The sequence below is a fragment of the Maribacter chungangensis genome (genome assembly GCF_042676845.1).
GTDB classification, from domain to species: domain Bacteria; phylum Bacteroidota; class Bacteroidia; order Flavobacteriales; family Flavobacteriaceae; genus Maribacter; species Maribacter chungangensis.
The window spans coordinates 177,908-204,169 of record NZ_JBHTHY010000011.1 but is presented as its reverse complement, the minus strand read 5'-3'; the positions used below and the strand labels follow the sequence as shown (position 1 = coordinate 204,169).

General features: G+C 36.1%; 22 protein-coding genes. 17 read left to right on the top strand and 5 right to left on the bottom strand.

Annotated elements, in window-relative coordinates:
• The first annotated feature begins 6 nt into the window (after positions 1-6).
• Complete coding sequence (locus tag ACFQZJ_RS13160; protein WP_379935148.1) at positions 7-705, top strand: LytR/AlgR family response regulator transcription factor; 699 nt, start codon at positions 7-9, stop codon at positions 703-705.
• A gap of 137 nt (positions 706-842) precedes the next feature.
• Positions 843-1,466 (top strand): hypothetical protein, encoded by a 624-nt coding sequence (locus tag ACFQZJ_RS13155; RefSeq protein WP_379935146.1) that lies wholly within the window; start codon positions 843-845, stop codon positions 1,464-1,466.
• 464 nt (positions 1,467-1,930) lie between these two features.
• Here ACFQZJ_RS13155 and ACFQZJ_RS13150 read toward each other — a convergent pair whose 3' ends face one another.
• From ACFQZJ_RS13150 to ACFQZJ_RS13135, 4 genes are read right to left on the bottom strand one after another with little or no spacing between them, the layout of a single operon-like run.
• On the bottom strand, positions 1,931-3,583 hold the full coding sequence (locus ACFQZJ_RS13150) for a serine hydrolase (protein ID WP_379935145.1): 1,653 nt from the start codon (positions 3,581-3,583) through the stop codon (positions 1,931-1,933).
• Positions 3,580-3,918 carry a hypothetical protein gene (locus ACFQZJ_RS13145; protein WP_379935144.1) on the bottom strand — a complete coding sequence of 113 codons (339 nt, stop codon included), beginning with the start codon at positions 3,916-3,918 and terminating at the stop codon, positions 3,580-3,582. Before ACFQZJ_RS13145 ends, ACFQZJ_RS13150 begins: the two co-directional genes overlap by 4 nt.
• Position 3,919: 1 nt before the next feature.
• On the bottom strand, positions 3,920-4,474 hold the full coding sequence (locus ACFQZJ_RS13140) for an RNA polymerase sigma factor (protein WP_379935143.1): 555 nt from the start codon (positions 4,472-4,474) through the stop codon (positions 3,920-3,922).
• A gap of 6 nt (positions 4,475-4,480) precedes the next feature.
• On the bottom strand, positions 4,481-4,819 hold the full coding sequence (locus ACFQZJ_RS13135) for a DUF6249 domain-containing protein (protein WP_379935142.1): 339 nt from the start codon (positions 4,817-4,819) through the stop codon (positions 4,481-4,483).
• Between the two features lie 243 nt (positions 4,820-5,062).
• On the opposite strand from ACFQZJ_RS13135, the gene ACFQZJ_RS13130 reads away from it, so the two are divergent.
• From ACFQZJ_RS13130 to ACFQZJ_RS13090, 9 genes are all read left to right on the top strand, one after another.
• Entirely contained in the window at positions 5,063-6,115 is a 1,053-nt protein-coding gene (locus ACFQZJ_RS13130) for a helix-turn-helix domain-containing protein (RefSeq protein WP_379935141.1), read from the top strand.
• An 89-nt stretch (positions 6,116-6,204) separates the two neighbouring features.
• Positions 6,205-7,887, top strand: coding sequence for a S41 family peptidase (locus ACFQZJ_RS13125; protein WP_379935140.1), 1,683 nt, complete (start codon positions 6,205-6,207; stop codon positions 7,885-7,887).
• 1,344 nt (positions 7,888-9,231) lie between these two features.
• A complete protein-coding gene (locus ACFQZJ_RS13120; protein WP_379935139.1) occupies positions 9,232-9,861 on the top strand; it encodes an SDR family oxidoreductase in 630 nt (209 codons plus the stop codon).
• A gap of 75 nt (positions 9,862-9,936) precedes the next feature.
• Positions 9,937-10,239: a hypothetical protein gene (locus tag ACFQZJ_RS13115; RefSeq protein WP_379935137.1), complete on the top strand. Its 303-nt coding sequence runs from the start codon at positions 9,937-9,939 to the stop codon at positions 10,237-10,239.
• A 12-nt stretch (positions 10,240-10,251) separates the two neighbouring features.
• Positions 10,252-10,614, top strand: a complete 363-nt coding sequence (locus ACFQZJ_RS13110; protein ID WP_379935136.1) for a hypothetical protein — start codon at positions 10,252-10,254, stop codon at positions 10,612-10,614.
• 196 nt (positions 10,615-10,810) lie between these two features.
• Positions 10,811-11,533, top strand: a complete 723-nt coding sequence (locus ACFQZJ_RS13105) for a formate/nitrite transporter family protein (protein ID WP_379935134.1) — start codon at positions 10,811-10,813, stop codon at positions 11,531-11,533.
• 117 nt (positions 11,534-11,650) lie between these two features.
• Entirely contained in the window at positions 11,651-13,000 is a 1,350-nt protein-coding gene (locus ACFQZJ_RS13100) for a dihydrolipoyl dehydrogenase family protein (protein WP_379935133.1), read from the top strand.
• Positions 13,000-13,902: a YihY/virulence factor BrkB family protein gene (locus ACFQZJ_RS13095; RefSeq protein ID WP_379935131.1), complete on the top strand. Its 903-nt coding sequence runs from the start codon at positions 13,000-13,002 to the stop codon at positions 13,900-13,902. The genes ACFQZJ_RS13100 and ACFQZJ_RS13095 overlap by 1 nt, the downstream gene beginning before the upstream one ends.
• A 129-nt stretch (positions 13,903-14,031) precedes the next feature.
• The gene (locus ACFQZJ_RS13090; RefSeq protein WP_379935129.1) at positions 14,032-14,775 is read left to right on the top strand and encodes an SDR family oxidoreductase; all 744 of its coding nucleotides are present in this window, start codon (positions 14,032-14,034) and stop codon (positions 14,773-14,775) included.
• A gap of 92 nt (positions 14,776-14,867) precedes the next feature.
• On the opposite strand, the gene ACFQZJ_RS13085 is transcribed toward ACFQZJ_RS13090, so the two are convergent.
• On the bottom strand, positions 14,868-15,251 hold the full coding sequence (locus ACFQZJ_RS13085; RefSeq protein WP_379935128.1) for a hypothetical protein: 384 nt from the start codon (positions 15,249-15,251) through the stop codon (positions 14,868-14,870).
• 236 nt (positions 15,252-15,487) lie between these two features.
• Here ACFQZJ_RS13085 and ACFQZJ_RS13080 point away from each other — a divergent pair, with 236 nt between their 5' ends.
• The 6 genes from ACFQZJ_RS13080 to tamL all read left to right on the top strand — a co-directional run bounded on the left by ACFQZJ_RS13080 (position 15,488) and on the right by tamL (position 26,243).
• Positions 15,488-16,510 (top strand): AI-2E family transporter, encoded by a 1,023-nt coding sequence (locus ACFQZJ_RS13080; RefSeq protein WP_379935127.1) that lies wholly within the window; start codon positions 15,488-15,490, stop codon positions 16,508-16,510.
• A gap of 139 nt (positions 16,511-16,649) precedes the next feature.
• Positions 16,650-17,285 carry an NADPH-dependent F420 reductase gene (locus tag ACFQZJ_RS13075; protein WP_379935126.1) on the top strand — a complete coding sequence of 212 codons (636 nt, stop codon included), beginning with the start codon at positions 16,650-16,652 and terminating at the stop codon, positions 17,283-17,285.
• A 326-nt stretch (positions 17,286-17,611) separates the two neighbouring features.
• Positions 17,612-17,911 carry a ribosome hibernation-promoting factor, HPF/YfiA family gene (gene hpf, locus ACFQZJ_RS13070; protein WP_379935125.1) on the top strand — a complete coding sequence of 100 codons (300 nt, stop codon included), beginning with the start codon at positions 17,612-17,614 and terminating at the stop codon, positions 17,909-17,911.
• Positions 17,912-18,270: 359 nt separating this feature from the next.
• Entirely contained in the window at positions 18,271-18,414 is a 144-nt protein-coding gene (locus ACFQZJ_RS13065; protein WP_379935123.1) for a hypothetical protein, read from the top strand.
• Positions 18,415-18,916: 502 nt separating this feature from the next.
• Entirely contained in the window at positions 18,917-23,932 is a 5,016-nt protein-coding gene (locus ACFQZJ_RS13060; protein ID WP_379935121.1) for a translocation/assembly module TamB domain-containing protein, read from the top strand.
• Entirely contained in the window at positions 23,922-26,243 is a 2,322-nt protein-coding gene (gene tamL, locus ACFQZJ_RS13055; protein WP_379935120.1) for a translocation and assembly module lipoprotein TamL, read from the top strand. Before ACFQZJ_RS13060 ends, tamL begins: the two co-directional genes overlap by 11 nt.
• Positions 26,244-26,262: the final 19 nt, after the last annotated feature.

Genomic DNA, 26,262 nt, shown 5'->3' with positions numbered 1-26,262 from the left:
AACCTAATGAAAACTCTAAAATGCATCATTGCAGACGATGAACCAATTGCACGACAGATTATAGAAAGCTACATTTCCGACATCCCATATCTATCTTTAGTGGCAAGCTGTGCTAATGCTTTTGAAGTAATGGAGGTACTACAAAAATATACGGTAGACATCCTGTTCTTGGATATTAATATGCCAAAGCTCTCCGGTTTAAGTCTGTTAAAATCATTGCAACAAAAACCCAACGTAATCATTACCACCGCCTACCCCGAGTACGCAGTAGAGGGTTTTGAATTATCAGTTACCGATTATCTTCTAAAGCCTTTTTCACTAGAACGTTTTCTTAAAGCGATTTCAAAAGTACAGCAGCTAGTTCAACCTAACCCTGCACTATCTGAAATTACAGAAGATGACATCACTAAAACGATATTTGTGAAAAGCAACAAGAAAATCATTAAGCTTACTTTAAAGGAAATCACCCACATAGAAGCCTATGGCAATTATATCAAAATCTTTTCGGATACTATGGTACTTACTCCACAAACACTAACCGAGTTTCTGGAAAAGCTACCTAATAACTTTTTAAGAATTCATAAATCCTTTGCCATTAATTTTAATCGACTTAAGTTAATTGATGGTAATCAGATAGTACTACATAACGAAATAAAGTTACCAATTGGCAAATCTTATCGAAAAATTATTTTGGATTTGATTTAAAACTAATTTTTACAGCTTTAAATACAATTACCTTCCAAATTTGTGTTAGTTATCTATTAAAACTTATGGCGATACACCAAAATTTAATAAAGTAACATTCTTTTGTTTTATTCGTCTTAGCAAAACAAACCTTTATTATGAAGAGAATTAAAGACAAAATACTACCCCAAATATTCATAATTTATCTTAGATATTTAATTGGTGGAGCATTTGTTTTTGCTAGCCTTATAAAAATAAAAGGTATTCGATTTACTTCTGAAAGTGGAGAGTTAAATCCTATAAATAGTGCTTGGCACTTTTTTGAAACCATGTACCAATCAGGATTATATTGGAAATTTATAGGATTGGCCCAATTAATTTCAGGATTCTTTCTTATGACTCAAAAATTCTCAAAATTTGGAGCTTTAATCAACTTTCCAATTATTTTAAATATTTTCATAATAACGATGTCTTATTATTTCGCATATACACCAGTTATCACTGGATTAATGCTATTAGCGAACATTTTGCTCATAATTTGGGAATGGCATGAATTAAAAATCATATTTAATTTGATTCCAAATATTGATAAGACTTATAGAATGGAAAAGGATGTGATTTGGCAATTACTAGGTCTTGTTTTATTTATATTCACCTTTACATACCGAGTAATTGTAACTCAGTATAAATTAGTTTTTTGGCTTACGATCTGTATTTTAGCGGGATTTATAGGTTTGCTCTTTGGGTTATATAGAGAGAAAAAGAGGGTAAGAAAAATTTAGTAATTATGGATTATATATAGACATAGAGGTATAGTTCTAATCCTTCAAGTAATTAAATTTTTTATTATAGCGTGTTATAATATACAATATTAATTGAATAATATAATTGGTTTCACAACCACATTACTTTCTTTATATGAAGTATAGAAATTTATCACCAATTAAGATTTTTGTACTTCAGCTGATAAATAAGTAAGCGTTTAGTTAGTACTCCTAAATTTCAATTGCAGCACTTAAAACCTGACAATTAAATGATTATCAGGTTTTAATTTCAATAAGTTTTCCAAGAAATATACTTTCAACTATAAAATAGTCCAAATACAGTAACAAAAACCTATGGTTTTTAAACCAATTATAAACGGAGAAATCCTTACATCGATACATTCGAGAACGATGATTTTAACTTTTTTATTTCTTACTTGTAGTAAAAAGATAGGAGAATAAATGTTCGAAAGGTCAGGATTTTAATCTATAATTGGAGTTTGTATAACTCTATTTAAATCCAAATCCTGAAAATCGAAACTAAAATCGATGAAACGAGAAATTCCTTTCATTTTAATGTTCTGAGCCTTACCATCTTTGCCCATTGAAAAAATAGCAAGGGCATCTGCTTTCATATCTTGATACTCCCATTGTATGGCAAAAGTATTTTTGTCATAAAATTGCATTTTACCGCTTAATCTTGGTGATTTATTTGATTTGAACCATAGTTCCCCATCTTTATCAGAAATTTCGACTTTACCAAACCAGGCGTCCTTATAAATTCCAATAAAGTTGTTCTTTTTAATTTTTATATCTTTATTAGACTTAACTTGAATCCAGACTTTTTCAGTGTCAGGGTCTCCCATTTGCTGCCCTCCCTGTTGCATACCTTTAGCCATTTCCAACCAATTAATTCCTGTTTCTAATTTTAAATATTCATCTAAAAGAATAAAGCCCATTAAACCATTTAAGAAACCAGCACCTTCAGAATTGTTCAGAACAACGATACCTAGTTCTAATTCTGGAATCAAAGTAACTTCTGATGACATGCCAGCTATTAATCCTGAGTGTTCCACTTTGAAAAACCCGTTAAAATCTGATAAAAACCATCCCAAACCATAACCAGAAAAGTGTGACTTAAAAGGAGACCTAGGGTCTGATTGCTTATTCATAGGGGTATGAACACGCCACATTTCTTGATGTTGATTTTCTGAGAATAAGGTTTTGTCCAAATCAGGACCATATTTTCCTTTGTTCAATTGTACCAGCATCCATTTACACATATCATTTGCACTTGCCCAAATTCCGCCTGCGGCTCCATTCATTTTACGTTTTGTATTGGCATTTAAATCATGTTTCGGTTTTTGTATTGCATTCAACGATTTACCATCAAATGAATGTGCCACGGCAATTTCATCATTTTTAAATGCCTTACCATAACTTGAATATGAATGCTCCATACCCAAGGGCTTCAATATTTCTTCATTTATAAATGCTTCCCAGGATTTTCCAGTAACTCTTGCCGTAAGTTCTCCTGCTACCAAATACAATAAATTGTCATAATCGAACTTTGTCCTAAATGGAGTCGTTGGTTTAAAGTATTGAAATGAAGTTAGCACATCATCTATTGTGAAATTAGAACCATCTGGAAAAAGCATAAGGTCGCCTGCTCCTAGACCCAGACCACTGCGATGAGTCAAAAGGTCTTGAATGTTAAAGTTGTTAGTGACATAATCATTATACATTTTAAATTCAGGAATAAAATCTATCACCTTATCTTCCCATTTAATTTTTCCTTGTTCTACTAAAATGGCTAAAGCAGCTGAGGTAAAAGCTTTTGAATTAGAGGCGATGCCAAATGGAGTATCAGCTGTTACCGCCTTTTTTGAATCAATAGAATTTAAACCGTACCCTTTTACATGAACAATCTGACCATCTTTGACAATACCAATTGCAAACCCCACAGTATTATCAAGTGTATTAATTGCTTTATTAACTATGCTATCAATTTGATTTGCTTTTATTTGAGCATTTACTCCAAGGTTTGTTATGAGTATCAATAGCACTGTCAATGAAGTCGCATTAACGTAATTACTTATTATTTTTATTCTATTAATTCGCTCTATATATTTCATGAGACATTATTTTTTAGATTATTAAATATTTTTGATTTGCCCATTTCAAGTTGAATGAACAGAACAAATAATGTTATGGTTATGGATGTATATGTTATAATTGAATATTCAAACGAGCCAATACTGCTGGGTAGGCTAAAAAATGTTGCAAGAACCATAATCAAAATACCAGACATAATTAAAGCTTTAATGCCTTGTGCTTTGTAGTAGGCTATTTGAGCTTTTGACTGTTCTTCTTTCTGTATATTATTCAAAATAATTTCTTCTAAATCAATGGGTTCATTGACTTGGTCTATATCACCTAAGATTTCTTTTAAGTCGTCTTTATCTTCCATTTTAATAGGGCTTTTTTATTTTATCATTCTTTAGTATCGTGTAGAAATTTGTTCTTCCTCTATGTAAAAGGACTTTTATATTCGTCTTGGTAAATACCGTTATTTGTTTAATTTCAAGAATACTATGTTCATCTATATAATACAATTGCAAAACCAAAGCTTCTTTTGCAGGTATTTTTTCAAACACTCTTTTTATTAATTTTTTTAAATCTTGCTTCTCTAATTGCCTAATGGCATTATTGAGCGCAGTTTTTTCATTTTCCAGAATGGAGTATTCTTCCACTACTTCATCTTTCCGCTTTTCTTTTTTTATGAATTGTAATGCCTTATTTACCACAATACGGTAAAACCAAGTGGAAAATTTTGAGTCATTTCGAAAGTTCTCTAGCGAAGAATAGGCTGTAATAAAACTATCTTGAACTATATCTTTTGCTTCTTCCTCTCGTTTCACAATTGCGATAGCCAAACCAAAAGCTTTATTTTGATATGTTCTTATGAAGTAACCAAAGGCATTGGTATCCCCCTTTAAAACCTCATTTATGTAATGGGTATCCATAAAGGGTTATTTTTTTTTCTGTAATCTCTTAGTCCAGAAAAATGATGAGATTAAACTTAAACCACCAAATAACAACATAAAGGAAGGGTAAAAAACAATCTCATCAATCTTCATTGTTTTTTCAATTAGATATGCTAAAAACAATCCAAAAGAAATTCCTATCATTAACATTCCTAATTTTAATTCTAGGTACCGGTTGTTAGAAGGCAAGTTGGTATCAATACCTTTTTCAATTTTGGCCATACGCTCTAAATGCGATGCCTTAATAAAAGTGTATATGGTATATCCTGCAGCAACAAATAATGCCATTAATACAATTCCAGGTCCAAATAGAAATTCATTCATTGTTTTATGTTTTAAAAGTTATATCTATATGATTATTGTCAATTAAATAAGGTTACAAAATTTATAATAAACTTTTAAAAACTTTCTTAAACCTGAAATAATTGGGTTTTTAAGTCAAGTAGAACCCATGTTACTCAGAAATCAAAAAGGAACAATTTTTTAGATACCAAATGGAAAGGTTTATGAATTTGAAGTGCACAATAAATAGTTTGAGGATAGAAGATAGCTATGAATATAATTTGTATGATTTCAACAATCAAAGAAATTTCTAAATTTGAATTGTTGAATTATCTATCTCAAATATTGTTTTTCTTTGGAGCTATTGGGGCGTTTAATGGTCTCATCATAGCATTCAATTTAATTTTGAATAAATCTTACTCCAAATTGGAGAATAGACTTTTTGGATTATTTCTATTGATATTAAGCTTAAGAGTTTTAAAGTCGTTATTCTATGCTTTCTCTACTGAAGAACCTATTTGGTTTTTACAGTCTGGACCATCTTTTTTTTTACTAATAGGCCCACTATTTTTTAGTTATACATTAAGCATTCTTAAACCTAAATCATTTTGGATAAAACATTGGAAATCTCATATTGCAATCTGGGTTTGTTTCATTGTTTTTTTAATGTTTCTTGTTCCTTTTAAAGACTATCACGAATTTTACAAAACAATCATTTTACCAATCATAAATGCACAGTGGTTGGTTTTTATATTAATTTCTGGTGTTTTTATTAAATTAAATTATAAAAAATCCCTAAATATTAAATGGCTTTCAATTCTAACAATAGCCATACTAATTGTTTGGACATTCTTCACATTTGTTTCCTTTGATTATTTTGTGGGAGGTTCAATCATATTTTCAATACTATTTTATGGATGCTTTTTGTTTTTTCTTTTCAAAAAGAAAATAGCTTCAACGATTTTTGAAAAAACAAAATTGAAAAAGAACATAACACATTCTGAAAAAAGTATGTTTCTTATTAAAAAATTGAATTCCATTATTATTGATAAAAAATTATTTACAAATCCAGAGTTAAAACTATCAGAAGTAGCTAAAGAATTAGGTGTTACTAATCACGAATTATCCAAATTGATTAATGATAAATTAGACAAAAATTTTACTGAATTGATTAATGAATATAGAATTGAAGAAGCAAAACAATTAATTAAGAATAACTCTTTGTACACAATAGAAGCGATAGGTAATCAAAGCGGATTCAATTCTAAATCAGCTTTTTACAATGCTTTTAAAAAAGTAACGAATACTACACCTGCAAAATTTAAGTCACAATTATAAGTTCTTTTTTATAAATCAGTACAAATTAAGAGCACTTCCATCTTTACTTTTTCATTGTATCGTCATAACATTGTAAAAAAACTACATTAATGAATAAATTAATCTTATTATTTTCTATAGCAACATTTTTTTTTTGCTGTCAATCTCAAACTAAAAAATCTATTGGTAAAGCACTTATTGAATATTCCTATAACGATATTGATTCAGCAATTATCCATTATAAAAAATTAAAAAAAGAAAATACCAAAGCATATAATTTTGATGATGAAAATGAATTAAACAATTTAGGCTATAAATTATTAGGTGAAAATAGAGTTAACGATGCTATTGAAATTTTTAAGTTGTTAGTTAATGAATTTCCAAATTCAGCGAATCCTTATGATAGTTTAGGTGAAGCTTACCTTTTAAACGATAATGAAGAATTAGCTATAAAAAACTACAAAAAATCGTATGAGTTAGATCCTAAAAACGAAAATGCTGATCGCATTATAGTAGGTTTTGAAAATAATAACAGAGATAGAAACAAATTCCTTAAAATATATTCTAAAAAGGAATATTTAGAAGACATAGATGAACTCGCAAAAAAGTTAACGACAGCAAATCCTCATCCCTATAAATTTATGTCTAAAAAAGATTTTTGGAATGTTGTTAAAGAAAAAAAGGAATTAGTTACAAATAAAACAACGTACAGCGAATTCATTTGGCATTGTAGCGAATTAGTTGCCAATATAAACTGTGTCCATTCTGGATTAGGCTATTTTAATCAAGAAAGAGAAATGTTACCTAAAGAATTATTCTTTCCGCTGGAAGGACGATTAATTGATGATAAATTTTTTATTACAAATCCATTAATTAATGAAAATCTCAAAAAAGGAAGTGAAATATTAACAATAAATGGAGTAAAATTTAAAGACCTTAAAGAAGAAATTTTTAAGCATATATCATCCCAAGGACATATAGAAACGACAAAAACTATCTTTTTTAATAGTTATATGAACTCATACATCCCATATGCACTAAATTTCCCTAAAAATTATACTATTACAATCAATGGAGAGAAAAATCCTATAAGATTAGAACAGCTAAAAACATACAACTATCCACCAAGGCATTATCCCACTAATTTATGTGATAGTAAAGATTTGTGTTTAGATATTGTCAATGATGACACAGCTGTTTTAACCATTATTAATACTGGTGATTATTATGGGAGTAGATTCTCTATTTATAAAGATTTTTTGGATAAAAGTTTTCAGGAAATACATTCAAAAGAAATTAAAAATCTAATTATAGATATGCGCTCTAATGGCGGAGGCCCAGGAAACACAGGTATTTATTTATTGAGGTACTTAGTCAAAGATGCATTTATCTACAAGAAACTTTCTGAAGGAGCAAATATTGCTAATAAGTCATTTGAACCTCTAGAAAACCGCTATAAAGGTGCTACTTACTTTTTAGTAGATGGTGAAAGTGGTTCTACAATACCACATATCTTATCTCACATAAAAGAAAAGAAATTAGCAACTATTATTGGTGAAGAAATGGGAGGAAATCACTTTTGTACTGGTGGACAAAGACATTATAAACTATCTAATACATCAGTTTTCTATCTTGTTGGGAGATATACGAATGTCTCAGCTGCAGATTCCTTTCCTGATAACAGAGGAATAATGCCAGATTATTTTGTAACTCAAGATATCCATGATTACTTAAATGATGTAGATACTGTAATGAAGTACACCTTGGAACTTATTCAAAAAGAAAAACAATAAGCAATTATAAAATAATGTCTCGTTTAGGTGAGATTAATTTTAAAGATTTATTTATATAATGTGAAAATAAAATATTGAACTTAATTATTATTTGGAGGAATAAGTATTAAACCTAATTTCCAAGGTTTAGTAACTCTTAACAAAATTTCACGCATTTTGTTCTTCAGATTTACGTTATTAATTTTTTTAGGCAAAAGGTGTTTCTCGAATAGGACTTTGTCTGATTTCCTTCTTGATAAACACATAGCCTTCGTAAATATGCAAAAAAAAAGTCATCGTATACCACCTACTGCGAATTAAAGTGAACATAGGGCAAAACTCACATTTTTAACTTTGACTAACCTATTCAGCAAAAGGGTAACTTCGGTGAAGTTATTCATGTTCAATTTCAGAAAAAAACTATCGGACCCACAAGTATAGTTTGGTATATACTTTATTTGTGCAGCAGATGATGAAGTAATCCTAAATTCGAATTTATATATAAGCTAGTCATCAACAATTTAGATTACTAACCAATATTTCTTGTTTTAAAACTTTATCTTTAGGGAAGAAGGTTAATTGAATTACAATCATAAAAGTTCACAAATCGTCAACATCGATTTTGAAAATTAGCAAAGTATCGACTACGACTGGGTTTACAACTTTAGGTTCGAGCCCCAGCCAGGTCACCAAATCGGAGACCATCCGAGACCAAAGCCTTGCTGATCTTATGATTTGCAAGGTTTTTTGTTTTTAAGGAAATCATTTTATATGATATAATATGGTTTTAAATGGTCACAGTTCGGTAGCATTTTTTAAAAATGGTAACATTTGTGGTCACAGTTTCATATATTGATTCCTTAAACATAAGTTTTGCTTAGTTGATTTGACTTTCGTCTCACTGATTGTTCAATATTTAAAGACGACAACTATGCACACATCTTCAACATTTTCAGTATTATTTTGGGTTTACTCCTCAAGAGCAAAAAAAGATAATTGCTCAACAATTTATGCCAGGGTAACGGTTAACGGATAAGCATACGTTTAGGAACCAAAAAAAGAAACCATACCCAAGACTTGTTGAGTGAAGGGCGAACCTCTGTTTAGTAATTTTTCTTTGAAAAGAAGGGAATGTACTGAACGAGTTCTATAAAATGCTACCAAATTCGAATTCTTTTAATCTCTTCGTTTTTGAATTTAAACACAGGGCTAAATAGCACTTAGCATCATTCTTACTACCAAATCTTATGATTTTCTTTCCTTTTTACTTTTAATTATTCCTTAAACTCAAAGGAGTTAACAATCTATGTTTCTAAAGCAAACAAAAAGCGGAAAGAATAACATATTTGTGAAAAGTAAAGAAACATGGAAAATATATTAGTGGCAGGTGCCAATGGTACAACAGGTAGGAAAATAGTTCATCTTCTTAATACATCCCAATATTTTAAACCCTTCGCAATGGTAAGAAAGAAGGAGCAAATAGAACAATTTAAAAATCAAGGTATAGGAACAGTTCTGGCAGACTTGGAGGACGATATTTCACACGCAACCATAGGCATGGATAAAGTAATCTTCGCTGCTGGTTCCGGAGGAAAAAAAGTAGTCGCCGTAGACCAAGATGGTGCTAAGAAATTAATTGATGCGTCCATACAGAGTAAGGTCAAAAAGTTTGTAATGCTAAGCTCACTTGGGGCAGAAAACCCCAATGAGGCAGAGGATTTAAAAGAGTATTTACAAGCGAAACATAACGCAGATGAGTATTTAAAGAAAAGTAATTTGACCTACACGATTGTTCGACCAGGTAGCTTGACCGATGAAAAAGGTACAGGTACTATTAAATTAGAGAAAAAACTAATGGAAAAAGGGTTCATTAGCAGGGAAGATGTTGCTCAGACTCTAGTACGATCCTTACACGATGACGCAGCTGTGAATCAGACTTTTGAAATTATAGAGGGAAACGAACTAATAGGTAAAGCCTTGGACAAGGTCTCCTAATTGGTTTTTTTATAAGTAACATAAATCTCATCAATGCATCCTCAAAAAATTTGAGTTAACAGAAAGCTAAAAAATATGAAAAGAAAAATAGTAAAAATAAAGTCCATTAAACATATCAATCACGACGTTGTTGAAATCGTTACAGAAAAACCAAAAGGCTATTCATTTGAGCCCGGTCAAGCAACTGATCTGGCGATTAACAAAGACGGATGGAAAGAAGAAAAGAGACCATTTACTTTTACCAGTCTCCCAACAGATGACTACTTAAATTTTGTTATAAAAATATATCCTTCACATGATGGCGTTACTGAGCAATTAGCCGAATTAACAAAAGGCGACGAACTTATTCTAGACGAGGCTTATGGTGCTATCCAATAAAAGGGTAAAGGTATGTTTTTAGCTGGTGGCGCAGGAATAACACCTTTCCTCTCTATTTTGAAATCGTTGGAAAAAAAGAACGCAATCGAAGGAAATTCCTTGGTATTTGCCAACAAGACCACTAAAGATATTTTTTACAAGGAGCGATTGGATACGCTTTTAGGTCGACATTACTTAAATATCCTTTCCCAAGAAAAGACAAAAGATTATCCTAATGGGCGAATTGACAAACCCTTTTTACAATCCATGATTACCAACGTTTCACGATACTTTTACGTGTGCGGACCACCAAAAATGACAGAGGCAATAGTGGAACACCTCAGCGATTTGGGTGTTGTTGAAGAGAAAATAGTCACTGAGAATTTTAAAGATTAAGTTTTGAACAAATAATTAGCCCAAAAACAACTACGAAAGTTTCACCATACGATAACCATCAACTATAATTGGCGACCATAAAACATCATGAATAACAAGAAAAAAAAATATCGAAAAAAAAGTTGATGATTTAAACAACGAATCACAAGAACAGAAATCTCAAGAAAAAATTCTTGTAGACCAACTTTGCGAAGGAATGGAAACCTATGAACAAGAGAAAAACAAAGTGTTCTTAAGTGCGTTGACCGCTGGTTTGGAAATAGGATTCAGTTATTTATTGATTGCGGCCGTTTACACTATATTGCACCAGAGAGTGTCAGACGAAGTGATTCCGTATATCGCTGCTTTTGCATATCCCGTTGGTTTTATCATTGTTGTCCTTGGCCGTTCTATCCTTTTTACCGAACAAACCTCACTATTGGCCTTGCCTGTGCTACATCAAAAACGAACTTTTGGAGAACTTCTTAGGCTATGGGGAATCGTTATCGCCGGAAACTTGTTGGGAGGTGCTATAATCGCCGTGCTTATGGGATTCATAGGAACAGGCATGGGCTTGATTACCCAAGGAACAATTTCCTCAATAGCCCTACATGTGACTAAAGGAAGCACTCTTGTTATCTTTGGCAGTGCTATTCTTGCAGGGTGGTTAATGGCATTGTTGTCATGGTTGGTAAGCTCTTCCAATGAGACCATCAGCAGGATATTCGTTATTTATATGATTACCGCTATGGTAGGTTTTGCAGGTTTGCACCATAGCATCGTGGGTAATATTGAAGTACTTGCAGGTCTTTTATTCACGGACGATATTTCGATTACCACCTACCTCACATTCCAAACAACAGCCCTTTTGGGTAATGCTTTTGGTGGGGTGTTTTTTGTAGCGCTATTACGCTACCGAGCTTTTGCCGCTAATTTTTAACATATAGAATGTTTTGGCTGTGGTAACGAGCAATACACCGGAAAATGTAGAAAGAACTATTTTCGAAAAAACAGAAGTGAGAATGAGTCAAACGAATTCAAAAATAAATTGCAGCGTATGGAAGTAAAGAACTTTGACGTATTTGTTATCGGTAGCGGCAGTGCGGGACAAACCGTTGCCGAAACCTGTGCCAAAAACGGACTTACCGTTGCCGTAGCCGATAATCGCGCATTTGGAGGAACTTGCGCCAACAGAGGATGTGACCCTAAAAAAGTATTATTCAGCGCTACAGAGGCTTGGGAATCAACGACTAATTTAAATGGCAAAGGTATTGCCGGTGTACCCGAACTTAATTGGGGAAAATTGCAAAAATTTAAACGGAAGTTTACAAAATTAGTGCCACCCGGTACCGAAAGTAGGTTTAATGACTTGGGTATTGTACTATACCATCAAAGTCCAGAATTTATTGATGAGCAAACATTACTAGTTGAAGGTAAAACCGTGCGGGCAAATAACATTGTTGTTGCTACGGGACTACAACCAAGACGGCTTAATTTTGAGGGTAACAACCTACTTAAAACAAGCGATGGTTTTTTGAAACTCAAAAAACTACCAAAAAGCCTTGTATTTATAGGTGCCGGTTATATTGGGATGGAATTCGCCCAGATGGCAGCGAGAGCAGGTAGCAAGGTAATTATTTTAGACCGTGGGAACCGACCATTAAAATCCTTTGACACCGATTTGGTCTCCCATCTTACAAGGGCATCGGAGCAATTGGGTATTCAGTTCCTTTTTAATTCGGAAATAAAAAAAATAAAAAAACTCCGTAAAAATCTAAAAGTTTCCTACATCAAGGACGGTAAGGAACAAACATTAAAATCTCGCTCTGTTTTCAATACCGCAGGAAGAGTTCCTGCGATTACGGATCTGAACTTAGAGAAAGGAGCTGTTGCTTTCTCCAAAAAAGGAATCAAGGTCAATGAATACCTTCAAAGCACAACCAACCCGAATGTTTATGCGTGTGGCGATGTTTCTAATTTTGGTATGCCGCTTACTCCCCTATCCGGTTTACAAGGTGCTATCGTTGCAGAAAATATCCTCCAAGGAAATAAAAAGAAAATAAGAACACCAATGACGCCCTCTGCCGTGTTTACACTTCCCAATCTCGCATCCGTAGGCATCTCGGAAGAAACAGCCAAACGTAGGTATAAAGAAGTAGAGGTTAATTATGCGTCCGTTCCAAAATGGTTTAATGCCCAACGTATAAACGCAAGGGCTTATGTGTATAAAATAATTAGCAACAAAAGGACCAAAGTCATAGTTGGCGCCCATTTACTTTCGCCCAACGCGGCGGAAACCATTAATCTTTTTGCAATGGCCATCCAAACAGGAATGACCACCGATGTCCTGCAACGAATGATTTTTACCTATCCTTCTTGGGGAAATGATATTAAAAGTATGGTATAATGGAATCAAACAACACTTCGAATAGCTTTCATATTAAACATTTACCATCCCTTTTAAAAAAAACGTTTAAAGCATGGATGGCAGATGATCCATTTCGTCTAAGTGCCGTAGTTGCCTATTACGCAGTAATCTCATTACCGGCCTTATTGGTCATTATCATTAACGTTATCGGCGCTATTTGGGGATACGAAATCGTACAAGGGCAGCTCACAGAAGAATTCACGACTGCCTTGGGGCAAGATGCGGCGAGTTCTATAGAAACCATCATTACCGAAACTAGAAGCTCGGATAAAAATACCTTGTCCACTATTCTGGGTATTGCCACCTTGCTTTTTGGTGCAACAGGTGTGTTTTATCAGTTAAAAGTATCCTTGAACGAGATTTGGAAGATAGCGCCGAACCCAAAGGCTAAAATCTGGAAGATTGTAACCGATCGTGCCTTAAGTTTTGCCTTTGTACTGGTCATCGGTTTTTTATTGCTTATCAGCTTTATCGTAACGGCCGCCATTAGTGCTTTGAGTAACTACATTCGTAAAATGCTACCGGATATCCTAGTTTACCTAGCGTATTCCTTAGACTTTATGGTATCCGTCGGAATTATATCCATATTGTTTGCGCTGATGTTCAAATACCTGCCCGATGCCAAAATAAAATGGAAAACCGTATGGATCGGTGCCGTATTGACCGCCATTTTATTCGTTGTTGGCAAATTAGGTTTAAGCCTGTATTTTGGACAAATGGAGCCGGGTTCTACCTACGGTGCAGCCGGAACAATTGTATTAATACTGCTTTGGGTCTCTTATTCCTCCCTTATTCTCTTCTTTGGGGCAGAGTTCACTTATGTATATGCCAACCGCTACGGAACTGGAATCGAACCCACGGAGATTGCAGTTAAAAAATAAGTACCACCAATTTTTTACCCGTCAATTTTTAAATGGATGCAATTAACACAATCTCTTTCCAATCTACACCTTTGCCCTAGTTGAAACAATATGTTTCCAGAAAAATACAAACCCTAAAAAACAAAATACATGGATATTACAGATAAAGTAGTGATTATTACAGGAGCCTCTAGCGGTATAGGAGAAGCGACGGCCTTAAAATTAGCGAAAAAAGGAGCCAAAGTAGTACTCACCGCAAGACGGGAAGAGCGCCTTAACAAATTAAAAGAAAAAATACTGAACAACGACGGAACCGCATTGGTCGTTACTGGCGACGTTACTAAAAAAAAGGACTTTGAAAACCTGGTCAAAACGACCCTAACCGAATTCGGAACCATAGATGCCCTAATTAATAACGCAGGCTTAATGCCGCTTTCCTATGTCAAAAAGCTAAAGACCGATGAATGGGATAAAATGGTCGATGTTAATATTAAAGGAGTACTAAGCGGAGTGGCTGCCGTTTTGCCAACGATGATCGAAAATAAAGGCGGACATATTATAAATATTGCGTCCAGTGCGGCGCATAACTATTTTCCCGGTGGAGCGGTATATTGTGCCACCAAGGCCGCCGTAAAAATGTTTTCAGAAGGATTACGTCAAGAATTGGCACCTAAATATGGTATTAACGTTACCTCTATAGAACCCGGCGCAGTTTCCACCGAATTGATGGATACCATTACCGATGACGATATTAAGGAACAGCTAAAGGAAATGCAAAAAATGACCGTTTTAGAAGCCGATGATATTGCGGAAGCTATTTATTATGCGCTAGCGCAACCAGCACGTGCGAACATCAACGACGTGTTCATTATGCCGACGGAACAACAGAGGTAAGCTGTCAAAAAGAATGAATTAAAAAGGCATCTGGATAAAGTCCAGATGCCTTTTTAATTCATTGATATTTTTTTAAACCAGAAACAGAAAAACTATTTTGATAGCTCCAACGTTTGTACCGTATTCGCTCCATCCGTAGACTGTAGTTTTTGAAATTTTCGCTTATCCTCAATACGGAGCCATGTTTTTGAAAGTTCGGTATTATCACCAACAATGGTAATGAACCGTTCGGAGGAAGACCACTCAAAAGGAGCGTTATCCGTTTTTTGCATTCCCAATACAGAATAATCCAACTGTTTCTCTCCCGTATTATTCTTGTTAAAAGTCATGGTCCCCACATTGATCAATGTAGTGGATTCTTCTCCCGGTGTAGTAGTTTGATACTTCTGGACTGTCCATGTGCCGACTATCCTTGGTGCACAAGAAAACAATAAGCTGGCTACTAATCCTAAAATAAAAATTCTTGATTTTTTCATCGTTTTTGCTTTGTTCCAAATATTCCTCAATTCGTTGGATAGGATTAACCTTTAAGGATTAAATCTTAACACAATTCGTTCTTAAAGGCGTAATCAAGGTAATTTGAATTCTTTATGGGGTAATCTTTAAGGTGGAAGTTCATGACTTTTGTGTTAAATAAAAGCAGTACTCTATTTCATGTCAAAAACAAGAAATACAGAAGTATTCCTTTTTTTTGGTTATAACAATAGCAATAATGAACAAAGCCATTAGTCCTAAAATCATACGTCAAATTTTTGTACTGCTTCTAATCGTTCTTACTGGCGGTCTCATAATTCAAGAAATGTTACCATATTTGAGCGGTATTTTAGGTGCGGTCACTATTTACGTACTACTTAGAAAACCCATGGAGAAATTAGTATCTAAAGGCTGGCGCGCCAATGTGGCGGCTATTTTTTTAATGGCACTGTCCTTCTTATGTATCCTAGTCCCATTAGTTGGTTTGGGCTTTATGATGGGAAGTAAAATACAGTACGCGGTTGATAATTCGCAAAAAGTAATCGATGCTACGAAAGAACAACTGCAGCGCGCGGAATCCTATTTTAACATTGATATGACCTCCAATATAGATACTACCGCCATTACCACTTGGCTATCCGATAATCTTCAAAGTATCGCGGGCGGAACATTTAATACGATCATTTCTATTATGATCATGTACTTCCTGTTATTCTTTATGCTGACCAATAGAGAAAAGCTAAAAACATCCTTGTTCGAATACATTCCTATAAAAGATGGTAATTTAAAAACCATTGGTACGGAAACCAATGAAAAGGTAAAAGCGAACGCTTTGGGAATACCTTTGGTAGCCTTAGGTCAAGGTTTGGTTGGACTGATCGGATTTTTAGTTTTCGGTATTTCGGACCCGTTCTTTTGGGCAGCCGTTGTAACTATTGGATCTATGATTCCCTTTGTGGGAAGCGCATTGGGTACGATTCCCGTTTTCCTTCTAGCACTATCAAATGGTCAAACCCTGCGAGCGTGGGGTATTTTAATATATGGTATCGTAGCCATTGGTGCCACGGATAACATATTTCGATTGTTCGTTTTAAGAAAATTAGATGATGTTCACCCCTTAATTACGCTTATTGGCGTTGTGGTCGGCGTTCCTTTGTTTGGTTTTATAGGTCTGATATTTGGTCCTTTATTGATCAGCCTGTTTCTGGTTATTATCCGTATTTATAAGAACGAATATGGCCAAGCCGATTCAAAGTTGTGACCAACAACCAACGCTAATTTATTGCATCAAAGAATAAAGGAATGGAGTTAACAAATCCATCCACGACGTCTTACTTTAACACTAGAAGAAATAAATCTAACAAACTCTTATTTTAAGGGTGTGTAATTAAAATTATCTAATGATGAAAATAGGAATTATAGGAAGTGGTAACATTGGAGGAAATTTAGGTAAGCACTGGGCAAAAGCAGGTTATGATGTACTTTTTAGTTCAAGGCATCCAGAGGAATTGGGTAATCTGGTGAAAGAAGCCGGAAGTAATGCAAAAGCGGTCAGCATTACAGGTGCTTTTGAAGCTAAGGCAGACGTGTATCTTTTGTCTATGCCTTTCAAGGCTATTGACAACATAGCTGAACTCTACGCGGGAGAATATGCGAATAGCGTTATTGTGGATGCTACTAATCCGTATCCAGAACGCGATGGCGAGATAGCGCAAGAAGTGCGCAATGCAAATTATAATGCCTCCGAATATACCGCCATGAAATTTAGTACGGCCAGCACAGCCAAAGCCTTCAATTCGATTAAGGCGGAACATTTACGTGATAGGGCTTTTAGAACACAGGATAAATTGGCTATTCCGTATGCGGCACAAGACCAACAAAGCAAAGCCATATTAAAAAGACTAATAGAGGATATTGGTTTTGACTCTGTTTATGTTGGCAGTTTAAGCGATACTAAGATTATGGATCCGGAAGAAAAAATATACGGCATGTCTACCTCTAAAAATGAACTGTTGGACGCCGTTCGTTCAAAATGATTATCATTTTAGTTAAAAACTAACATGGCATATAAAAGTCATTTAAACTTTAACTGTTCGCTAAAAAATTACTCTTTTTCGCCGCGGGCTGCAGCTGGCTCCTCATTCAAAAGCCAAATTGTCGGCTTTTGTTTCGGCCCTGTTTCTTTTTCCTTCCGTAGCGATGCTATGCAACTCAAAAAAGTCTTCAAATGTTCAAAAAATCATTAATATTCGCTTGATCGCGAAAAGCTTAAACCACTTCATAAACTAAATTTTTGAATTTAAAGAATACCAAAAAATCCAGAAGCCATAACGCCTCGGGAATAAAAATAAAACATACAACTATGCAAATAATATACGAATACCATGATGTAAACGCCAGTGACAGACTAGAGGCCATCGCGAAAGAGAAACTAGGACATCTAAGTACAAAATTCGATTTTGTCCATCGAGCCGATGTTTTTTTCAAAACCCAGAACCGTTCCGATGACAAGGAGCAGATCTGCGATATCCGATTGAGTATGCCGGGACCGCGAATATTCGCATCTACAAATGCAGAAACCTTTGAATCCGCAATCTCGGAAACTGTTCGGGACCTCGAAGACCAGTTGCGCAAGCATAAGGAGAAAATGAAAACCTATTAACCTCGAGATTGTTTGGAATCAATAGCCGTAATCATAAAATCTTAATGATGGGTGCCAGCCTAAAGGTTCTTTCTTAAAAACCGAGGGGCTCGTTAAAAAAACAAGTGTCCGGTAATTCGTTTTAACGTCAAAAATGAAATCGAATGAGTTACACCAAATTAACATTTCCCTCTATCTTAAATTACTAAAAGTAAAAAGGTTTAGTTTGGTTGGTTAAAAATGGTTTCGATATACTTCAAAACATCGAGACCATTTTTTATCAAAAAACATTATATTAAAACAAAAATTATGGAAAATAAAAACATCAAAAAAAAGAAAATCAAAAAGAAATATACAACTCAAAAATCACAAAAGAGGATATGAACGCGCTGCGCAAAAGAGGTATGAGCATGGATCCCGGTGACGACCGTTTACTACAAAATAGAAAAGAGCGAATTGATTTTTCTGGAAAAGATTTAGATATCCCCGGAAGAGATACTGTTCATCTGACCCCGAGTACGTGAATTACCGATGAAGAAAACACGCTCTTCGCGCAAGGAAGTGAACACAACGAATATTTAGAGGCACCGCAACGGGCTAATGCAGATAACAAGAGCAGTTAAACTTCTTTCGATGAACCACAACATTAGGATAAACTGATCGATACGTTTGAAGTTGGAAATTAAAAAGTGGCAAATACCAAAATCTGGTTTAGGTATGAATGAGAAACGCCGTAATGATAACCGCTAAAAGAATTGCAATAATAAATACGTTATATCTACGACGTTTTTTCTTTTTCATCTTTCGCAATGGTCCTTTCATCATCATTTAATTTGGTAGTTATGGCATGTAAAGAACACCATCTAACCGTTATTATAGTGTACCAATGTAAGATTAAACCAAAAAGTCCGTTGACCCAATTGATAAAAATCATCACTTAAATAAATTTATGCGATACTAATCTTGATAAACAGTTCTAAATACTGCTTTTTTATCAACTTTGACCTCCTTCGCAGTATCCCTTGAATGAGCAAAAAAAAATCTCCATACCGCATCGTAAAACGTATCGTAAAAATTCTTGCGGTGTTTTTGCTTTTTTTCGTTTTGATACTTTTGTTCATTCGTAGCCCTTGGGGCCAGGGAATTATCGTAGACAAACTCATTTCATACATCACGGATAAAACGGGAACACAAATGACCGTTGACAAGCTATTCCTAACTTATTCAGGTGATTTGGAAGTAGAAGGACTCTATATTGAGGATATGAAAAAGGACACCCTGCTCTACTCCAAGAATTTACAGGTAGATCTTGGCCTTACTTCATTGATTTTTGAAAATACCTTACAGGTAGAAGATGTAGCTTGGCAAGGCGTAGTTACAAATATAGAACGAGCTGAAGACAATCAGGATTTTAATTTTATCTTTCTTTTAGAGGCGTTCAGCCCTACCGAAACTGCAACTACGGCTGAAAACTCCAAACCTCTCAGAATAAGTGTTGGCAAGGTAAACCTGAGCAATTTTAAGGTTAATTATAGGGATGAATTCCTTGGTATTCAAAGCCAAAATACAATTGGGCAATTGAACACCGTGATGGAAACCATCGACTTACAAAACAATATATTTTACTTCGAAGAAATAACATTATCCGATTCCAAAATTGACTACCACCAAACAAAAGGGTTTCCGATACAAGAAAACGATACTACCAGCAGTACACCACAATTAAAATTTAGTCGAATAAAAGTAGATAACCTCCGGGCCAGGTATCGATCCGTTCCTAATAAGATGGACACGAAAGCTGAAGTTGAAAAAATGGTATTAGGAATTCCTGTTCTGGACATTGCCTCCAATTCCTATACCGTTGATGGACTTAGCCTTGAGAATTCCAAGTTCAGTCTAGTGATAGATAAGGTAGAACGCCAACCCATTGAAAATTCAAAACCAGAACCTTCGACGCCGTTCCTTTGGCCGGATTATCGTATAGACATAACTGACATTAAACTGAACAATAATCAGTTCACACTGCAAACGCCCCGTATTGATTCTTTGCAAAAACGAGCAAAACCCTACGTGTTCAACGCGCATCAAATCAGATTAAAAGTTCCTAGTTTCTCCTACCGGCCAAAAAATCTAACGGCAGCTATAAATCAATTCACATTTTACGAAAAGTCAAAGGCGTTTGCTTTAAAGGAATTTCGATTGCAGGCCCAAATGGATGACAAAAGCCTCAAAATTTCGGATATTTCCGTGAAAACTTCTAACAGCAATATCAACGGGGCGGTTCAAATCGACTATTCATCCCTAGAACAAGTAATGAATACCCCAGAAAAATCGGCCGTTGATATTCGTTTGCCTTCATTTACCGTAGCTATAGCCGATGTAACTACATTTCAGCCGGCCTTGGCTACCAATCCAATGCTTAGTGTCGTTAGCCAGAATCCCATAGATGGTCAACTGGTCGCAAAAGGTAGTTTGGAAAAGATGCTTTTGTCAGATTCTAAAGTGAGCTGGGGCAACGATACGGCGCTTGCCGTGGAAGGAACCCTGCACAATATTACAAATATAGATTCGCTACGAATAGATTTTGATATGATCAATGCCACATCAAGCCGTGCGGATATTTCACGGTTTATAGCTATAACAGACGCATCACTTACACTTCCTGAAAACGTACAGCTGACAGGAAATCTTTCAGGACGTATAACTGATTTAAACACGAATGTAACACTTGCATCCAGCTTTGGCTCCGCAAGTTTTGAAGGAAGCTGTGGCCTATCTAAAACCCCCTTTATTAAAGGCCAAATTACTGTTGAACAATTTCAATTGGGCAAATTACTGAATAATCCCGATTTTGGACAACTCTCCGTTACAGCCGAAACTTCATTAGCAGGAGCGCGAATTGATGAACTCAGTGCAGACGTAATAGCGAAGGTATCTCAGTTTGATTTTAAGGGATATTCGTTTAATACGTTATCGGCCAACGGAACCGTTCAGAACGGCAAGGGTGCCCTCAAGTTAGTGTATGAAGATGACCATCTTAATCTAACCTCAAATACACTATTTGAGTTAGGTTCCAACAACTATGATATCCAATCCGAGACCAATCTCCAAGGTGCAGAATTACAGGCTTTAGGACTCGCGCAAAAAAACATCCGGGTAGGAGCTGACCTGAACCTAAATTTTCAAGGCAGCCTTGATAATTACCAGTTGAAAACAGTTATTTCAAATGGTGTGTCGGTTCTGGACAACGAACAATTTCAAACGGGGGATATTGTTATCAACGGCGCTGTAAACCCCAGTAAAACTACTGCAAATATCAAAAGTGATTTTCTTAATGGGTCATTATTTGCCGATGGAAATCTTGATCGGATAAGTAAAGCGTTACGCCAGCAATTCAACGGCTACTTTGTGACTAGCCAGTCTCTTGCCATCGAGCGTGATTCCTTAGCATTACAACTAAATGCCAAACTAACTCCAAAACCAATATTGACCGAAGTGTTCTTCAAAGGTCTGGAACGTTTGGATACGATTACCGTCAATGTGAATTTTGATGGACAACAAGAAGATATGGTAGCGGAATTGAATGTTCCTTTTGCCCAATACCAAGCCGGAACCCTTGACAGTCTTCAAATTTCCATAGTTGGCTCTGCCACGGACTTGAAATTTTCATCCGGTTTTGCCTCTCTAAAATATAGTAAGTTGCATATCAAAAAGACCAGCCTCACAGGAAAACTTCAAAATCAAAAACTACTATTGGATTTCAGCTCTAATGACGAGAACGAGAAATTAGTGCGCCTTACATCGCAACTGCACATGAAAGGCGATTCTCTTTTACTTCGTGTTGACCATGATTCACTCGTACTCAATAGGAATAGGTGGTCGGTACCCAAGGATAATCAATTGGTATTCGCCGAAAAATACCTTCATTTTGAAAATATGCAATTTTCTAATGGAAATCAGGAAGTGGTATTGACCGATGCTGTTTCCGGACGTACAAAGAACCATATCGGGTTGCTTTTTAAGAATTTTAAACTTCAAGCTTTTTTAAGCGTATTAAACCCTGATGAATCGCTTGCTATGGGGAAGGTACAAGGCAATCTTATACTAGAAAATCCCTTCGGGGCTATAGGCCTTGTTGCCGATTTGGCAATTGATGATTTGGGCGTATTAAACAATCGTTTGGGGAATTTATCGGTAGATGCATCTTCAAACGGGTTTTCGGACTATGCTATTGACCTGTCGGTAAAAGACGGTGGTCTTAACCTAGACCTCAATGGAAACTACAAAGCAAGAGCAGAGGGTGCAGTTCTAGATCTTATTCTAGATCTTAAAAAAATGGAAACGACCGTTCTTTCAGGATTCTTTAACGATAAACTTTCTGAAGGCGAAGGTTTTCTATCGGGTAGGTTCGAGCTAAATGGTTCACTAAAGAGCCCGCTGTATGAAGGAAATCTCACATTTCATGACGCAGGTCTTAACATCACTCCTCTAAATACTAGTTTTAAAGTAGTTAGCGAATCCATCGCTATCGATGAATCTATGGTAACCATAAGCGACTTCGAGATTCAAGATCGTAAGGGAGATACCTTTAAAGTGGACGGTACCATAGGAACTAAACAACTTTTGAATCCTAATTTTGACCTTAATTTTAAGGCCAACGAATTTCGGTTGTTGGATTCTTCCATAGAGGATAACGAGCTTTATTATGGAACGGCGAGTATTGATGCAGCTATTCGTTTGAAAGGAAATTTTGACCTTCCTAAATTACAGGGCAAACTGAGGATTCGAAAAATAACGGAACTGACATATGTAGTACCCGAGGAACAACTGGATATTGAGGAGCGCGACGGGGTCGTTATTTTTGTTAATCGAGAAAATCCTGATGCCATATTAACCAGAAAGGACGAGCGTTCCGCTCCTGACATACTTCAAGGTTTCGACATCAATCTTTTGCTGGAAGTAGCCGACGATGCCATACTCACTATAGTGTTGGACGAAAGAACGGGCGATATACTGCAAGTAGCCGGAGATGCCGCCCTAAACTTAAATCTGAATCCGAACGGGAGCGTAGGCCTTACAGGCAGCTATGAATTAAAGGAGGGCTACTACCGTACCAGTCTCTACAATTTGGTTTCTAGAAAATTTAATATCGAACCGGGCAGTACCATCCGATGGCAGGGCAATCCAATGGATGCGAAACTCGATGTTACGGCTATCTATAGTTTAGAAACCTCAGCCGCTCCATTAATGGCGGCAGAGACTTCCGGTGTGGAAACAAGCCTTGCATCAAAATACCAGCAGGTTCTGCCTTTTTTAGTGAACCTAAATGTAGATGGAGAAATTACCTCCCCTGAAATTTCCTTCAATTTGGATATCCCCGAAAACTCAAAAGGAGCATTGGGAGGCGCAGTCTATGGTAAGGTACAGCAATTGAACGAACAAGAAACCGAACTGAACAAACAGGTATTTTCACTTTTGGCACTGAATCGATTCTTTCCGAACACGGTAAGTGATGGCAGTAGCGGAGGTGCTGCCGGACTCGCAAGAAACAATATCAATAAAGTACTTTCAAATGAACTGAATTCTTTCTCCGAAGATGTATTGGGCGAAAGTGGTTTTGAATTGGATTTTGATTTGGACAGTTTTACCGATTACACGGGCGATAACGCACAAGACCGAACACAGTTGAATATCAACGCCAGTAAAAAGCTGTTCAATGATAGATTGATCGTTACCGCAGGAAGTGCGGTTGATGTGGAGGGAAGTGCCCAAACCGGACAGGAAGAAACACCGATTATAGGTAACGTAAGCCTAGAATACCTAATAACCAAAAATGGCAGATACCGTTTAAAAGGGTTTCGAAAAAATCAATATGTAAATGTAATAGATGGGCAACTTATGGTCACTGGCTTAGCCTTAATATTCAATAGGGAATTCAACGCGTTCAGTGAATTGTTCAATCCATTAGAAAAAAACACGGTATCTGGACCAAAGAAGAAAAACGAATCTAAAAAAAAGAAAAAAGACAGCAATGAACAGTAAGTCGCCTGGCATATATGCCCTAGTAATTTTGACCGTAATGTTGTTGCTATCGCAAGGCTGTGGGGTGCAACGCTTTGTTCCCGAAGGAGAACTACTTTATGGCGGTAGCGACATTCAACTCGTGAAAAATGACAGTATAGGCCCAACTAAAAGGGTCAGGAACGAATTACAGGGACTACTACAACCAACGCCGAATACAAGGATCTTGGGAATGAAACCGCCTTTATACTTTCATTACAAGGCACAGCGAGAACGGCCAGGGTTCCTTTACAAATGGTTGGGTAAAAAATTTGGGGAAGAACCTGTTTATTTCTCCGATGTCAATACAACTCGCATGGAGGATTTAATCCGTAATCGACTTGATAATAAAGGTTTTTTCTACAGTACCGTTCAACACAAAATAGACAGTTCAAAAAATAATGCTACGGTAGTATATCTCGCTACAGTAAAGAAACCTTATGTATTACGAACGTATCAGGTAGATACCGACAGTTCAACTGTATACCAAACCATTACGGAAACCCTGAACAAAACCCCAATTAAAAAGGGAGACCGTTTTGATCTTTCTCTCCTAAAAATAGAACGTGAACGTATCGATAATCGATTGAAACAAAAAGGATATTATAACTTCAATCCCGATTTTTTAATTTTTGAGGCAGATACAAACCGCTACAATACCAAAGGTTTCGACCTTTTATTACGTTTAAAGAAAGAAGTACCCCCAAAAGCAAAGCACCCCTACTCCATCAATAAAATTACCGTGTATCCGGATTATAGGGTTACCAACGATACTACAAAACAAAAGCACGTTACCTATAAAGGAATCAACTTTGTACAGGATGACGATTTTTTCAAACCCAAAAGACTGTTCCCTTATATTTTAATGGAAGAAGGGGCTCTATACAACGCGGAAACTTCCAAGCTAACGAGCAATCGGCTTTCGGCGATAGGGAGCTATAAATACGCTAATATTCAATGGAAAGAAGTGGATACCGTTTTTCGTAAAGACAGTACAGGCCTTTTAAACGTGGATATTTTTCTATCCCCGTTAACAAGACGATCCTTGCGTGCAGAGCTACAGGCCATTACCAAATCCAACGGTTTTACAGGGCCGGGAATTGCGCTTACCTATAGCAATCGTAATCTTTTTCACGGAGGGGAAACCTTGAATATTACCGGAAGTTTTTCTTATGAATCGCAATTAACAGGAAATAACAACAACGGACTCAATAGTATTACGGGAGGTATACAAAGTGAGTTGATACTCCCCAGGTTAGTGCCATTTTCGCCAAGTAGATTCCGGTACTCGGTTCCAAAGACAAAAATTGCTTTGGGAGCCGATTTTTTGAACCGGAGTCAACTGTATACCTTAACATCCGTGAACACCTCATTTGGATATACTTGGAATGCAAATAAGTACGTCTATCATGAACTGAATCCTTTTAGTATCAACTACACCAATCTCGCCAACACCACGGATGCATTCGATGAAATCTTAAATCAGAATCCCTTTTTACGTACCGGTTTTGAACAGCAGTTTATATCAGGCCTCAATTATAGTTTCACCTACAACGAATTGGTCGATGCGGACAAAAAAAGACCTTTCTTTTTTTCCACCAACTTCGAAATCGCAGGTAATGTTCTCAATGCACTGAGCGGTGATAACACCGAAATTTTTGGATTGGAATATGCGCAGTATGCGCGGCTGGACGCGGATTTTAGATACTTTTGGAAATGGGGCAGGGAACATACATTGGTAAGTCGCCTCTATGGCGGATGGGGAATCCCTTTCGGAAATTCGAATACCTTACCGTTTGTAAAGCAATTTTTCTCCGGTGGTCCGTATAGCGTACGTGCCTTTCAGATACGTTCTTTGGGGCCTGGTTCTTTTCAATCTACCGGTGAAAATTCCAGTGCGTTTTTTGACCAGTCCGGAAACCTTAGATTGGAGGCGAATCTAGAATATCGATTTCCAATTTGGTCCTACCTTAAAGGGGCATTCTTTGCCGATGCGGGCAATGTGTGGTTAACCTACGATATCGAATTACCATTGGAGGAGCCAGAAGAAAGTCGCCTATTTAATGAAGAGTTCGTCGCAGAAGGTACTTTTGGTTCGGATTGGGCAAGCCAATTAGGGATAGGTGTTGGTATGGGGCTACGCGTTGATATTCAAAATTTTGTAATACGGTTGGATGTAGCCTCGCCATGGCGCGTTCCCTATTTACCTAAAAACGAACGTGGCCGAGTTCCTTTTTTTGGAGGAGGTAACGATAATTTGGTTTGGAATTTTGCGATAGGATATCCGTTCTAATACCCTTTAGCCAATTATT